The sequence below is a fragment of the Bacteroidota bacterium genome, from assembly GCA_030706565.1.
GTDB lineage: Bacteria > Bacteroidota > Bacteroidia > Bacteroidales > JAUZOH01 > JAUZOH01.
Genome location: JAUZOH010000057.1, coordinates 1 through 14662, shown reverse-complemented (window position 1 = coordinate 14662; position 14662 = coordinate 1). Strand labels below are relative to the sequence as shown.

The 14662-nt window shown below is 39.5% G+C and carries 13 protein-coding genes; 3 read left to right on the top strand and 10 right to left on the bottom strand.

What is annotated here, in order from left to right; all coding sequences use genetic code 11:
* Window positions 1-3028 (top strand): PAS domain S-box protein (locus Q8907_04955; GenBank protein ID MDP4273611.1); only part of this gene is annotated, 3028 nt, incomplete at its 5' end.
* A gap of 42 nt (window positions 3029-3070) precedes the next feature.
* Here Q8907_04955 and Q8907_04950 read toward each other — a convergent pair.
* The 3 genes from Q8907_04950 to nuoE are packed head-to-tail and all read right to left on the bottom strand — an operon-like array spanning window position 3071 to window position 6570.
* The gene (locus Q8907_04950; GenBank protein MDP4273610.1) at window positions 3071-4861 is read right to left on the bottom strand and encodes an NADH-dependent [FeFe] hydrogenase, group A6; all 1791 of its coding nucleotides are present in this window, start codon (window positions 4859-4861) and stop codon (window positions 3071-3073) included.
* A 44-nt stretch (window positions 4862-4905) separates the two neighbouring features.
* Window positions 4906-6099 carry an NADH-ubiquinone oxidoreductase-F iron-sulfur binding region domain-containing protein gene (locus Q8907_04945; GenBank protein MDP4273609.1) on the bottom strand — a complete coding sequence of 398 codons (1194 nt, stop codon included), beginning with the start codon at window positions 6097-6099 and terminating at the stop codon, window positions 4906-4908.
* A 6-nt stretch (window positions 6100-6105) separates the two neighbouring features.
* Window positions 6106-6570 (bottom strand): NADH-quinone oxidoreductase subunit NuoE, encoded by a 465-nt coding sequence (gene nuoE / locus Q8907_04940; GenBank protein MDP4273608.1) that lies wholly within the window; start codon window positions 6568-6570, stop codon window positions 6106-6108.
* Between the two features lie 270 nt (window positions 6571-6840).
* Here nuoE and Q8907_04935 point away from each other — a divergent pair, with 270 nt between their 5' ends.
* Complete coding sequence (locus tag Q8907_04935) at window positions 6841-7239, top strand: DUF2752 domain-containing protein (GenBank protein MDP4273607.1); 399 nt, start codon at window positions 6841-6843, stop codon at window positions 7237-7239.
* The gene (locus Q8907_04930) at window positions 7236-7487 is read left to right on the top strand and encodes a hypothetical protein (GenBank protein ID MDP4273606.1); all 252 of its coding nucleotides are present in this window, start codon (window positions 7236-7238) and stop codon (window positions 7485-7487) included. Before Q8907_04935 ends, Q8907_04930 begins: the two co-directional genes overlap by 4 nt.
* 113 nt (window positions 7488-7600) lie before the next feature.
* Here the strand turns inward: Q8907_04930 and Q8907_04925 are convergent, their stop codons facing one another.
* The 7 genes from Q8907_04925 to Q8907_04895 form a co-directional block, all read right to left on the bottom strand.
* Window positions 7601-8284 carry a hypothetical protein gene (locus Q8907_04925; protein MDP4273605.1) on the bottom strand — a complete coding sequence of 228 codons (684 nt, stop codon included), beginning with the start codon at window positions 8282-8284 and terminating at the stop codon, window positions 7601-7603.
* Window positions 8285-8471: 187 nt separating this feature from the next.
* On the bottom strand, window positions 8472-10652 hold the full coding sequence (locus tag Q8907_04920; GenBank protein ID MDP4273604.1) for a S9 family peptidase: 2181 nt from the start codon (window positions 10650-10652) through the stop codon (window positions 8472-8474).
* Between the two features lie 48 nt (window positions 10653-10700).
* Complete coding sequence (locus Q8907_04915; GenBank protein MDP4273603.1) at window positions 10701-11213, bottom strand: N-acetyltransferase family protein; 513 nt, start codon at window positions 11211-11213, stop codon at window positions 10701-10703.
* Window positions 11200-12222, bottom strand: a complete 1023-nt coding sequence (locus tag Q8907_04910; protein ID MDP4273602.1) for a lysylphosphatidylglycerol synthase transmembrane domain-containing protein — start codon at window positions 12220-12222, stop codon at window positions 11200-11202. Before Q8907_04910 ends, Q8907_04915 begins: the two co-directional genes overlap by 14 nt.
* Window positions 12223-12311: 89 nt before the next feature.
* Window positions 12312-12956: a response regulator transcription factor gene (locus tag Q8907_04905; protein ID MDP4273601.1), complete on the bottom strand. Its 645-nt coding sequence runs from the start codon at window positions 12954-12956 to the stop codon at window positions 12312-12314.
* A gap of 29 nt (window positions 12957-12985) precedes the next feature.
* Window positions 12986-13936 (bottom strand): histidine kinase, encoded by a 951-nt coding sequence (locus tag Q8907_04900; protein ID MDP4273600.1) that lies wholly within the window; start codon window positions 13934-13936, stop codon window positions 12986-12988.
* A gap of 7 nt (window positions 13937-13943) precedes the next feature.
* Window positions 13944-14662, bottom strand: a 719-nt coding sequence (locus tag Q8907_04895) for a hypothetical protein (GenBank protein ID MDP4273599.1), incomplete at its 5' end; no start/stop codon positions are given.

The window sequence follows — 14662 nt, the reverse complement described above, 5'->3', positions numbered from 1 at the left end:
GGAACAATATCGTCTCCTTTTCAATTCCAGCATGGATGCCATTATCCTTGCAACCCCTGATGGCTTATTATTATCTGCTAATCCGGCTGCCTGCAAAATATTTGGATATACGGAACAGGAAATGCTTTCCCTTACCCGGGACGATATTGCAGATATTGCAGATCCTACATTAAGAACCAGTATAGAAGAATATTCCCAATCAGGAAATTTCCGGGGAGAACTCACCATGGTACGCAAAGATGGTTCAAAATTTCCGGCCGAGGTTTCCATTTCACTATTTTTAGATAAAGAGAAACGGGAAAGAGCCTGTTTGATTATCCGGGATATTACCGAACGTAAAAAAACAGAAAATGCCTTAAAAGAAAGTAACCGCAAAATAAATTCCATTGTAAATAACTTAAAAGGTGTAGTTTATCAATGTAGCAATGATCAGGAATGGACGATGTATTACATCAGCGACGGAATAACCGAGCTAACGGGATATTCCCCAGAGGATATTACCCATAACCTAAAAATTTCATACAAATCGATCATTGAACCAGCCGATCAGCCGGTTATTTGGAAAGAAATCCAGGATGCACTTGCCCATAAAAAAACTTTCACCACAGAATATAGAATCAGAACCGCCTCAGGGGAACACAAATGGGTATGGGAACGTGGACGGGGAATATTCGACAATGATAAACTGATTGCCTTGGAAGGATATATTTCGGATATTACCGAACGGAAACTGGCAGAAGAAGCCCTGCGCCAGAATGAAGCCAGATTAGAACACGCCCAAAGTTTAGCCCACATGGGTAATTGGGAACTGGATCCTGTTACAGGCAATGATTTTTGGTCAAAGGAATTATTCAATCTTCTCGGTTTCGATCCGGCCAAAGGAAAGCCTGAATTTAATGAATTCCTTCAAATTTTACATCCAGAATACCGGGCCCAGATAGCAGAAACCCTTAACCGTGTTTTAAAGACAGGGATAACAGAAAAGGAAGTATACAGGACTTTACCTATTCATGGCGCAGAAAAATATTTTGAAACCAACCTTCATGCCCTTAAAAATGCTCAGGGAGAAATAATCAGACTGGCAGGGACAGTCATGGATATTACAGAACAAAAACTGACTGAGGAGGCCTTACTCAAAAGCAGAAAGGAGTTTCAATCTTATTTCGACTCTGCTTCTATCGGGTTAAGTGTCACTACAGCGGACAAAATATGGGTAGAAGTCAACAAAAAGTTATGCCAGATGCTGGGGTATACAAGAGAGGAATTGACAGGTCACAGTTGGGTCGACTGTTCACATCCCGACGATTATGAAGAAAATAATAAACATTTCCTGGAAGTTCTGGAAGGGAAAAAAGACTTCTATGAACTTGATAAAAGACTAATCCGAAAAGATGGAAGCATTGTTTATGCAACCCTTTCGACCGTCTGCATACGCAATGATGATGGTACGGTTAATCATTTCCTCTCATCCTACCTGGATATTACAGAACGTAAAAACTCCGAAAAACAAATCAGAACCCTCAGCAAGGCTATTGAACAAAGTCCTACTTCTATCATCATTACAGATGCGGATGGGAAAATAGAATTTGTTAACGCCCAATTTGTTTCCTTTATGCAATATTCTTTAAATGATGTGAAAGGGAGAAAGCCCCGGATATTTAATCCCGGCCATTCTTCCCCCGAAGCATACGAAAAAATGTGGGAAACCTTAAATGCAAAGAAAATCTGGAGGGGCGAATACCTTAACCGGAAGAAAGATGAAACTTTTTTCTGGGAAAATGTGATCATATCTCCATTATTTGAAGGCAACGGATCAATCAGAAATTACATCCTCATTACCGAAGATGTTACTGAAAAGAAAAAGATAATGGACGATTTGATTATTGCCAAAGAAAAGGCTGAAGAAAGTGACAGGTTGAAAACAGCATTCCTGCATAATATTTCACATGAAATAAGGACTCCCCTGAATGCTATTGTAGGTTTTTCGACCCTGCTTAATGGTTCTGTGCTCCTCCCTGAAAAGCTGAAAAATTTCACCGGAATAATTGTTCAAAGCAGCGATCAACTTCTATCCATTATTTCAGATATCATAAGTACGGCAACGATTGAAGCCGGCCAGACAAAAATTTACGAACAGGAAGTTAATCTGAACAAAGTCTTGAAATTTACCTATGGACAATTTTCCGCCAGAGCCGAAAAACAAAACATTTCACTGAACTATCATTTATCCATGCCCGACTCAGAAGCCAATTTATTAACTGACGGAACCAAAATAACTGAAATTCTCACCAATCTGGTTGGCAATGCACTAAAATTCACCAAAGAGGGTTCCGTCGATTTTGGATATAAAATTATAGAAACGGGGCATATCCGTTCATTTCAGTTTTATGTAAGTGATACCGGTATTGGAATCCCAGCGGAAATGCATGAAGAGATCTTTAAGCGCTTCCGTCAGGTCGAAATCACAAGTGCCCGGCAATTCGGAGGCTCTGGTTTAGGTTTGTCCATATCCAAGGCCTATGTCGAACTACTTGGCGGTAAAATTTGGTTGACCTCCGAACCCGGGCAGGGTTCAACTTTCTATTTTACCATCCCTTATAAAAAGACCATTGAAAACTCATTGATTGCTGAACTGCCTGAAAACAGGCAAAAATATGAACTGAATAAAGCAAAAACAATATTAATTGCTGAGGACGAAGATTCTAATTTTATGTTATTAGATGTAATATTAGCTGAAGCAAATTTTAAAATTCTCAGGGCTACAAATGGCCTTGAAGCTGTTGAGATGTGCAAATCAAACCCACAGATTGACCTGGTATTAATAGATATAAAAATGCCCGAAATGGACGGTTATCAGGCTACCAAACAGATCAAAAAAATCAGACCTGATTTACCCCTGATTGCCCAGTCTGCTTTTTCTACTGTTGCTGATAAAAACAAAGTACTTGCCTGCGGGTGTTCAGATTTTATCATCAAACCCTTAGACAGAAAGTTATTACTTTTAAAAATCAACAAACTGCTAAAATAAAACAAGGCCCCACCTGCCGGGGACAATATATTCAAAAACAAATCAATACCTGTTTCTCTTGGTATACTTGGTATGTAGTAGTTGATGAGATTTTAGGCCAAGGGGTTCCTTGAGAAAATCTTTATAGATCTGAATAATCTCCGGGTTCTCATGCGATTTGCGGATAGGCATTCCTTCATCCTCAGCATAAATGGCTTCAATCCGTTTTCTGCGAATTTCGTCATTGGTCGGAATAGGTTGTCCCCCACCCCCAATGCAGCCGCCCGGACAGGCCATGATCTCTATAAAATGATAAGGAGATTTGCCTTCCACAATCTGGTCCATCATAACGCGTGCATTCAGCAATCCATGAGCAATGGCCACCCTGAGCTCTATCCCTTCCAGGTAACTGTATTCGGGTTTGCAGCCTTCAAGCTTAATAGTTGCTTCCTTGATGGATTCCAATCCACGTAATGGAGTAATATTCAAATTTTTAAAAGGCACATCGCGGCCTGTCACCACTTCATAGACAGTGCGAAGAGCTGCTTCCATCACTCCTCCGGTTGCCCCGAATATCACTCCAGCACCTGAGGAAACGCCCATGATGCTGTCAAATGGGGTATCTTCAAGTTCGAGGAAATTAATTCCGGCCTGTTTTATCATCATGCCAATTTCACGGGTAGTAAGCCCTGCATCAACATCCTGAAAACCACTGCTGGTCATTTCCGGCCGGTTGGCTTCGAATTTCTTGGCAGCACAAGGCATTCCGGCCACACTCACGATATTCTTAGGATCCAGCCCCATTTTCGAAGCATAGTATGTTTTCGCCATGGCACCGAACATCTGCTGAGGTGATTTGCAGGTACTCAGATGTGGCAGAAATTCCGGATACATATGTTCGATAAACTTCACCCATCCGGGCGAACAGGAGGTGATCATCGGAATAGCCACATCTTCGCCATCCACAATCGAACGTTTTAAGCGGTGTAAAAGTTCATACCCTTCTTCCATAATAGTAAGGTCGGCGGCAAAATCAGTATCCAAGACCGAATCAAAACCTATTTTTTTCAGTGCAGTAACCATCTTCCCGGTGACACGGGTACCGACAGGGAAGCCCAATACTTCGCCCAAAGCAACCCGCACAGAGGGAGCCGTATTGATGATGACATGTTTTTGCGGATCCCCAATGGCATCCCAAATCTGGTCGAAATAGCGCCTTTCGGTCAGCGCACCGGTCGGGCAATGGATAATACACTGGCCACAGTTGGTACATACCACGTCATTCATGGGAAGTTCCATAAATGTTGATATTTTCATTTCCCTTCCTTTACGGGTCACTGCCAGGGCATTTACTTTCTGCAATTCAGAACAGGTTCTGACACAACGCTGGCAGCGCACGCATTTGCTTTCATCCTTTTCAATCGACCACGAAGAACGGTCAATTTCAAGATTTGGCTTGAGCACACTCAGATAAACTGCGTTGTCGACATTGTATTCTGATGCCAGAGCCTGTAATTCGCAGTTTGTGCTCCTGTAACAGGTTGTACATTGCGTATGGTGCTCAGAAACAAGCAGGGCAATAATATCCTTCCGCGCCTTCCTGACCCTAGGGGTAATGGTATGTATTTTCATCCCTTCCATAATTGGGGTCGAACAGGCCGTAGTAAGCGTGTGCCACCCTTCAATCTCCACCACACAAACCCTGCAATTGCCTGCTACGCATAGATCCTCGTGATAGCAAAGGGTAGGAATCCGGATATTCTCTTTCTTTGCAGCATCCAGTATGGTACTTCCCTGTTCCATACTCATCTCTATATCGTCTATACTGAAATTTACCATCACTTTCTTAGACATTATCGTATGTTTTAAACCCTTTGATTAATTTTTTCAAACTGTACTTAATAAATCATCTCTTCCCTGAAATTCTCCACAATAGAAGAAAATGAATTTGCAACTGACTGGCCAAGTCCACATTTCGATGTAAGCTTCATCGTTTCTGAAAGGCTTAAAAGCACTTCGAGATATTCGTGCGACTTTTCCCCTCTTTTAATTGCCTCTATTCCCTTGAGCAACTGTTGTGTACCCACCCTGCAGGGAGTACACTGGCCGCAAGATTCTTCTGCGAAAAATTCAAGATAGTTGTGCAAAACGTTGTACATGGACCGGGAACTGTTGAAAAGCATCATGGAACCACCTGTAGGCAGTGAAGTCCCTGTTAATTTTCCTTTGTAGCCTATAGTGGTGGAATCAAATTTCTTTCTGGGAACGCAGAATCCGGAAGCACCGCCAACCTGCACTGCTTTGGTATCGCCATCGCCAAATTCTTCCACAAAGTCGGAAAGGAGCATTCCGAATTCCAGCTCATATATGCCACCTTTAGGCGTATCGCCAGATACAGAGAACAATTTTCCCCCGCGTGCATCCTGGATGCCAAGTTTCTTGAACTCCTCAGCCCCTATTTTGGCAACCATCATCGTCAAAGCAAGGGTTTCAACATTGTTGATCACTGTAGGCTTATCATAAAGTCCGATGCTGGTCGGATAAGGAGGCTTATTGCGGGGTTCGCCCCTTTTCCCTTCCATCGACTGTAAAAGGGCGGTTTCTTCACCACAAACGTAAGCACCACTGCCGGTAAAAATATCTATGGTAAATTCGAATCCCAAGTCGTTATGCAGCATTTCATGGAATATAGCCAGTTCCTTTCTCAGATGAGGGACCAGGAATTTATATTCACCCCTCAGGTATATCCAGCCCTTCCTGGCACCAATGACCTTGGCACAAAGGGCCATTCCCCCAAAAACCTTCTGTGCGGCTTCCTCAAGGATTGCCCTGTCCTTGAAAGTTCCCGGTTCTCCTTCATCTGCATTGCAAATAATGTACTTTCCGCCGTTTTTCTCTTCTTTGGCAGCCTTCCACTTAAGACCGGTAGGAAAACCAGCCCCTCCCCGGCCTTTAAGGTCAGAATTGATTATTCCCTGGAGGATTTCATCCCGGGTCTTTTTAAAAGTACCGAAAAGTACTTCGGATACATTAAAATCTTTACTAAAGATAAAATCGACCCTTTTTAATTTTTTCATTTCCATCTGGCTCATCCTCCATCATTTATTCCTGTACTCACTGATAATAGCATTCACTTTGCCAGGGGTGATTTCCGTGTATATGTCATCATTCACCAAAATGCAGGGCCCCTTGTGGCACCATCCCAGGCAATTTGTTTCCAGTAATGTAAATTTCCCGTTGTGGGTGGTTTCTCCCACTTTGATCTTTAACAGATCTTCCAGGGTTTTTATGATTTGCTTTTTGCCATGCATATCGCAAACGATGGTACGGCATACCCTGATCACATATTTCCCCCTGGGAATAGTATCCAGGAAGGAATAGAAGGTAGCAGTACCATATACTTCAGCAGCCGAAATATCAAGGGCGCGGGCTATTTCAAGCATAGCTTCGCTGGACAGGTAGTTTTGCTCCTCCGTAATCCCCTGAAGAATGGGCAGAAGGCTCTCTCTATTCTTCCCATACCTGTTTGTCAGATTTTTCACCACTTCCTGTATTTCTTTCATGGCGTTATAAATTAATGTTAGAGCAAATACAATACTTTTAAATCCTTTAATTTTGCTTCGAAAAGATAAGTTTTTTTTAGGAGAATTCCAATGATTTATATACTGTTTCTCAAGTATTTAAGCAAATATTCGAATGAATAATTTTAATGTTAGTATAATAAAAACACAATTATTATTGCCCGGAAAAAAGATAAATAAAAAGATCGGCATGTTAAAACAGAAATTGTTCAATATGATTACATTTGAACATTTTGAACAACCAATAAAAAGGTGAACGGAAAAAACCAGACATCAAAACAAGAACAGAAAACAGCCCTGCAAATAGTTTGGGGAATCATTTCGTTGGTGACCATTTCTGTTATTGCAATTGCTCTGTTTGCTGATAGTCAGACGATTTTAAACCACTCGCCGCAATGCATGTCTAAAAGTCAATTCAACGTGGAATGCCCCTTTTGTGGAATGACTAGAGCATTCATAGAAATTGGAAAAGGTAATTTTCATCAGGCTTATCTGTTAAACCACGGAAGCCTGGCATTATTCCTTTCCTTTTTACTAAACTCCATAATATTTTTCATTCATGGCATCTTATTGGTTTATAAGAAAAAAATGCAGCTTAAGCTTAATAAAGTAAACACAAAACAATTTATTTATAAAATTATTTTGAAATGAAAACAGCAAGTTTGGTTTTAGGGATTTTAGCAATTTTCGGGATGTTTATAGGATTTATCCCATGTTTCGGATCCCTGAATTGGATCAATATTCCCTTTGCGGCAATTGGGCTTATCATCGGTATTGTGGCTTTTATCCAGTCGGCCCCTGGAGAACCAAAAGGAAATGCTGCAGCAGGAATAGTCCTGTGCAGCATAGCCATATTTTTGGGATTAATCAGACTGATCATTGGATTTGGGATTTTCTAATATCCAACAATCAACCCCATTTTATTTTGATCATATAAAAAACCTAAAGCCGGGAAATACTAATTCCTGATGGCCAGTTTTTCATCATATATGTTGATTAAATCAGGCTCAATTTATTTTTGCAAATTGAGATAGTCAATAAGTTTTAATAAATCCTTTTCCTTTCCGGGTTTTATTTTATTGTCTTTGATAAATTTGGTAATCTCAGGTTTGCCGGCAAAATTTATCTCCAGGTCGTTTTTATTCTTCACCTTAAAAAACTGACCATCTTCAGTACTTAAAAAATATTCGTCGTCATTTTTTTCAAACCTGTTGGGAAGTGCATCCTGGTAACCCTTTGTACCCTCTGCTTCTTTAAAGACAACTGAAACTTTCTTCAATAAAGAATTTTTTCCGCATTTTATACAGAAAAAACATCCTGTCAAAACCTCTTCCCCAAGTTTATATTTATGAACCTCAAGCAGTTCATTACCCATTCTGACTTTCCTGATATAAGATTTATCCAGGTATACGATCTGGTCATTTCGATTAAATTCAAGCTCATCCTTATAGAGATCATAGCGTATCGACGCGCCCACAGAATCTCCTCTGGTAAAATATATTTTACTGTTTACAAAATCATCGGTAAAATAGGGAGAACCTTCAATTCTCGTATAGGCATTCGGATCCCTTAACTTCAGCTCATTAAATTTGAGCATAACATCAAGATTGGGATTGAAAGCAGCAGAACCCGTTTGCGAAAAAACCTGCAAAAGGGGAATACCAACAGTTAAAAAAATCAGGATAATTTTTTTCATAAGTTTGCAATTTCTGATAGAAAATTAGTTATTAAATTATTTAAAAATAATAATTACTGAACTCTGTACCAAAAGTCATTTTTTAAAAGAACAACAGCTATGAAAAATCAATCTTTTAGACATTACTGATTTTAATATCCGGAAATCGCCTTATTTCATCATGACTTCTATTCCATTATCATACTTTCTACAAATTAGCCAAAATAAAATCTGTCAGGCGGGTGTACAAATGATAAGTTGTATTTCCCCCGTAAATCCCATGATTTTTATTGGGATAGAACTGCATCTCAAACTGTTTGTTGGCTTGTACCATTTTTTCAATTAACTCCATAGAATTTTGCAGATGAACATTATCATCACCTGTGCCATGAACAAGCAGAAACTTTCCTTTGAGTTTGTCTACAAAATTAATAGGTGAATTATCATCATAACCCGAAGGATTTTCCTGAGGAGTACGCATAAAACGTTCGGTATATACAGAATCATAATAACGCCAGTTAGTAACCGGTGCAACGGCAATGCCCATTTTGAAGTAATCGGCACCTTTGGTCATACACAAGGTTGACATATATCCTCCGTAACTCCAGCCAAATATACCGATACGGGAGCCATCCACATAAGGCTGCGAAGCCAGGTACTTAGCAGCATCAATCTGATCCTGCACTTCCAGTTTGCCCAATTGCATGTAGGTGCACTTTCTGAACTCTTCCCCCCTTCCGTCACTTCCCCGGTTATCAACACAAACAACAATTATCCCGTCTTGGGCAAGCATCTGGAACCAGGCATCATTATGATTATAGGTATCTTTTACGGTCTGTTCCTCAGGTCCGCCATACACATACATAAAAACCGGATATTTTCTGTGGCTGTCAAAATTATTCGGTTTGATCATAAAACCCTTCAGGTTGATACCATCCGAATTTTTGAAACTAAAAAATTCCTTAGGAGAAAAACCGCAGGCTTTCATATTCTTCTTTACAACGGCATTATCCTCCAAAGTACGGATTACCTTACCCTGAGCATTATTGAGAGTAGTTAATGCAGGAGTGTTGGCGTCAGAATGTGTGTGAATAAAATACTGGCATCCGCTGCTAAAAACAGCAGTATTGGTTCCATCGGAAGTAGAAAGTTTTTTCTTTTCCTTCCCGTCAATATTAATGGAATAGACATCGGTTTGCAAAGGAGAAGTTTCGTGCGAGCTGTAATACAGGGTATTGTGGACATCATCGAATGCTAAAAACTCGGCCACATCCCAGTTTCCACGAGTGATCTCATTTATTTTCTTTCCATTCAGATCATATAAATAGAAATGAAGGTAACCGTCCTGTTCACTCAGATAAATAAAATGTTTTTGGTCCCCTAAAAAAGTAACCGTATTATCGTCCGGCTCCTTAATGTACCTTTTATTGGTTTCGGAAAGAATAATATTCGACTTACCGGAGGCAGCATTCGCCAACAGGATATCAAGTTTGTTCTGAAGCCGGTTAAGCCGGAGTATGCACAACGTTTCCGGATCTTTTGTCCATGTAATACGGGGGATATACTGGTCATCATTTGAGCCGATATCCATCCTGGCAGTCTTTTTTTCTTTCAGGTTGTATACCCAAATGGAAACTTTCGAATTTTCTTCACCGGCCTTGGGATACTTATACGTATAATGCCGGGGATAAAGGCTGTCGCTGTCAAAAATAGTCAGGTCATACTCTTTGACTTTCGACTCGTCCATGCGGTAAAAAGCAATCTTTTCTCCGTCGGGTGACCATTCAAAACCTTTTGAAAAACTAAATTCTTCTTCATAAACCCAATCGGGTGCACCGTTAATAATTTGATTTCTCAGTCCGTCACTGGTTATAGCCTCTTCCTCATCCGTAGTCAAATCTTTTATGAATATATTATTATCCCTTACAAAAGCAACCTTTGAGCCATCAGGAGAAAAACAGGCCAATTGTTGTTTTCCACCCTTAGAAAGCAGGCTCAATTTCTTCGTCTTCAAATCATATACATAATAAGTGGAACGGGTAGAATGACGATAGATGCTTTCCTGATCTGTGGCCAGCAACAATTTACTTTCATCCTTACTGAAAGAATATTCATCAATTCCGGGTATCTTTAATCCAGTGATATCGGATAAGGAAAAAACCGTTTCAACTTTTTTACCACTCTGATAGCTGAATTTTTCAATATCGCTTCCATATTTCAAGGTTGTATAGTGCAATCCGTCATTCATCGACTCCAAACCATAAACTGTCCGCGGATAAAATGAATTGGTTTTAAAAATCTTATCCAGTGTGATCTTCTGAGAATCCTGTGCATAAACACTTGTGACAAAAAGCAGGCAAACGATAAATGCCTTAATAATTCTGTTCATTATATAAAATTGATTTAATTGCTGGCAGCGGGAAATGCTGCAAAGATGTTATATTCTTTTTCCCAGGATGACCAAATCCCTTTCCACACCGTCCAATTCGGCAATGCGGGGTAAATGGCCCCAGTTTAAAAAGCCCATGCTGTGGAAAAGAGCCAGGCTGGGAATATTATGTCCGAAAATATAAGCAAGTAATGTTTTCAATCCCAACTTAGGAGAAGCATCAATAGCCTGTTGAAGCAAATAGCTGCCTAAACCTTTCCCCCTGAATTCCTTATCAAGGTAAATACTTATTTCAGCAGTAGCGTGATAAGCAGGGCGTCCATAAAAGGATTCAAAGCTCAACCATCCGCAGATCCTTTTATCATTTACTCTAACCAGAACCCAAAGGGGCCTTGAATCAGGATGATGGCGGTTAAACCATTCCTCTTTATTGTTTAAACTAACGGGATTCAAATCAGCGGTAGCAATTCTGCTTGCAATAGTTGAATTATAGATATCGACAATTGTCTGAAGATCATCTTTTTGTGCTTCCCGGATACTATATTGTTTATAATCTTCCATGATCCTTTTTCTTCTTTTGATTTACCAAAGGTAATAAAAGCAAAGCTAAAAAGCCAAACACAAGGTTAATCAAATTAGTTGAAGTATGTGCAATAAGTGCAAAAATTTTACCATCGGCCAGGCTAATGCCAAATATAGAAAGGGTTTCATAAATCATAAAATGCCAGGGGCCAATCCCACCCTGCACCGGAGCAAGCATGGCAAAACTCCCCATCAGGAAGGTAAACATCCCCGTCCAGATACTCAGGTGCCTTGTAGGCGGAAAAGCCAGGAACACTGCGTACAGCATTAACAACCACAGGGTAAAAATCAACAAGGTATGGCCAATGAAATACCATTTATTTTCAAGCTTCATGATGGATTTAATTCCATCTGTAAAATTATGTTTTATTTTTTTCACCTTTTCTCCCATTTTACTGTGTTTCCAGGGTTTAGCAATAATAAAAATCAATAAAATAAAGAAAAGGACAGCTATACCAAACAAAACATTGGTAAGGGAAAGCAATTTGATCAGTTTGTTGTTGATTTCAGGATGAAGGAAAAGGAATTTCTGCAAGGAACTCACATTGATAGAAAAGATAATGATCCCCAATATGATCATGGTGATAAAATCCGCAAGGCGCTCCACAATGACCGTACCGATCAATTTTGACAAAGGGATCTTTTCGTATTTTGTTAAAACTGTGCAACGGGCTATTTCACCGGCACGGGGAATCAGAAGATTAACAAAATAAAGAACAACAACTGCCAGAAAGGTATTTTTAAGCTTGGGCTTATACCCCAAAGGGCGGATAAGCATATTCCACCTGATGGCCCTGCTCAACTGACTTAAAAAGCCAAGAAAAATGGTCAATATCAGCCAGCCGTAATTTAATTCTTTAAAAATTGCCTTTATATCTTCAAGCTTAAAATCCTTATAAATCCACCAAAAAATAAAAATACCAATTGCCAGAAAAATAATGTATTTTAAGATGTTCCATAATTTTTTTCTACCTCCTTCAGGCATCATATTCCTTCCAATTTAAAATTTTACTTTTTCCTGTTCATTTATTGCACTAAGTGGCTGCGCCAAAATCTATGGGACACAAGCCTCTGCAATTATACTTCAATCAGTTTATGTTTAATGGCATACATCACCAGGTTGGCCGTATTTTTGGAACCGGTTTTCTCAAGTAAATTTGCACGGTGCTTATCCACGGTCCTCTTACTGATATGCAACTGATCTGCTATTTCAAAATTTGACAGCCCTTTGCAGATCTGACAAAGTACTTCTATTTCCCGTTCTGACAAACCGGCATTATTGTTTTCATTAAAACTGACCTTACGAATATTTTTGACTACACTGTATAAAAGTTCTTCGGAGAAATAATTTCCCCCTTCTGCAACCGTTTCTATAGCCTGTTTGACATCTGTAATATCTGAATTCTTAAGTAAAAAGCCTTTCACACCGGCATCAATCATTTTATAATAATATTCTTCTTCTCCATACATCGACAATGAAATGATTTTCAGGCCGGGGTGTTGTTCCAATGCAAGCCTTGTAGCCTCAACCCCATCCATTTCCGGCATATTGATATCCATCAATACTATATCCGGTTCTGTGTGTTGAAGTAAATCCAACAAATCTTTGCCATTAGATGCTTCTCCGACAATGTCAATATCCTTAAAACTGCTCAGCAATAATTTCAATCCATTGCGAAACAAAGCATGATCATCTACAATTACTATTTTAAAGATAGCCATTTTCAGAATATTTTTCAATTATTTATCAATCAAACACTTACCTGAATTACTACTTTTGTGCCGCTGTTGTCATTACTTTCCACATCAATTGTTCCTTTAATAGAACGGATACGCGACAATATATTTGAATAACCCATTCCTGAATAATTCTCGTCAAACAATACCTGATTGACATCAAACCCCACTCCGTCATCGGTATAAACCAGGTTAATCCGGCTGTCGTACCGGTTGAGTATAATCTCAATATTCTGGGCATGGGCATGTTTCATGGTATTATTGATCAACTCACAAACAACGCGATATAATATCACTTCGATATTTCCATCAAAACGCTGGTTAAAAATATTCGAGTCAAAGGCGATATTGATCTGCCGGGTATAGCTTATTTTATTGATAAAACTGTTAATGGCACTGGCCAGTCCAAAATTATTCAAAATATGGGGACTGAGGTTATTTGAAATTTCCTTAATACTTTTAATAGCCTCATTGATAACCACATCGGTATTGTCAACTATATTTTTGGTGACCTCATCCTTTTCAAGCTGACTCAAAGTGGAAATGGATAATTTCACAGTCGAAAGTAAGGGGCCCAGTCCATCATGAAGATCCTTGGCAAACCTTTTGCGCTCATTTTCTTCAGTCTGTATCACAGCATTTAAAACTCTTTTCTCTGCTTCGCGCCTTGATTGTTCAACCTTATCGAGAAACTTAAATATTTTCCTGATCAAAAATACGCCAACCGTAATAAAGACAGAGGTGATAAATCCCACCCAGATATTTACTCCTTTCCAGTTGATAGGGATTTTTTCATCAAGTATGGGGATAAAATCGATAAAGCGGCTGATGGTCATCAGAATGAATCCTGCTGAAATCAATATCCATGAGAGATTGTATTTGGTGACCTTAGTCAGGCGAATAGCTAAAAAGGCAGCTACAAACTGCAAAGCAATTGAAAGGATCAGTGCAATTTTTGTTACCATATCTTCATTATTCAAAATCAAGGTTAAATTCCTGCTTCAAACGGGCCAAACTGGGATTTTTCTGAAGCAAATGGTTAAATTTAGCTTCAGAAGTATAGATGACACTTGGAGGTTCTACTTCTGAAATGACCGTATTCACTACTATTTTTGAATTCTTCAGTTGAGTCCTCAGATACTTCTGCAACTTGCCTTTAATTTCCTGGATAATTTCACTTTGCAAAGGATTACTAACTAAAAACTCTATTACAAAATTCTCTTTTAAAGCCGGATCCTGGGAAATCAGGGTATTATATAACCTGGGTTCATTATTTACCTTTTCTGCAAACTGTTTCCAGGTTTCCTTCAATTGTTCAGGCGAAAATTTATTAACCAAAGACTCATCCACATCGTCATCCCCGGAATCAGCAACCATTGATGGTTTCTCAACTTCAGGTTCAGTTTGTATTTTTAAACTAGTCTTTTTTTTTAAAGCATCTTTAATTGAGACGCCTGTCTTGGGTAAGGTATCATAAGTTACCTGCGCCTTGGGATGATCCTGGATAGAGACTGAAACAGGCTTTTTCTCTATAGCTGCTGCGGTCTGAGTATCTGCTGACTTTTCTGTGGGTGCCAGGCCAATTTTTTTCTCTACCGGTGACTGAGACTGGTTCAGAATATTGCAAAGGCGTATCAGTGCCAGTTCTACATGCAAGCGTTGGTTACGGCTGCTGCGATAATTGATGTCGC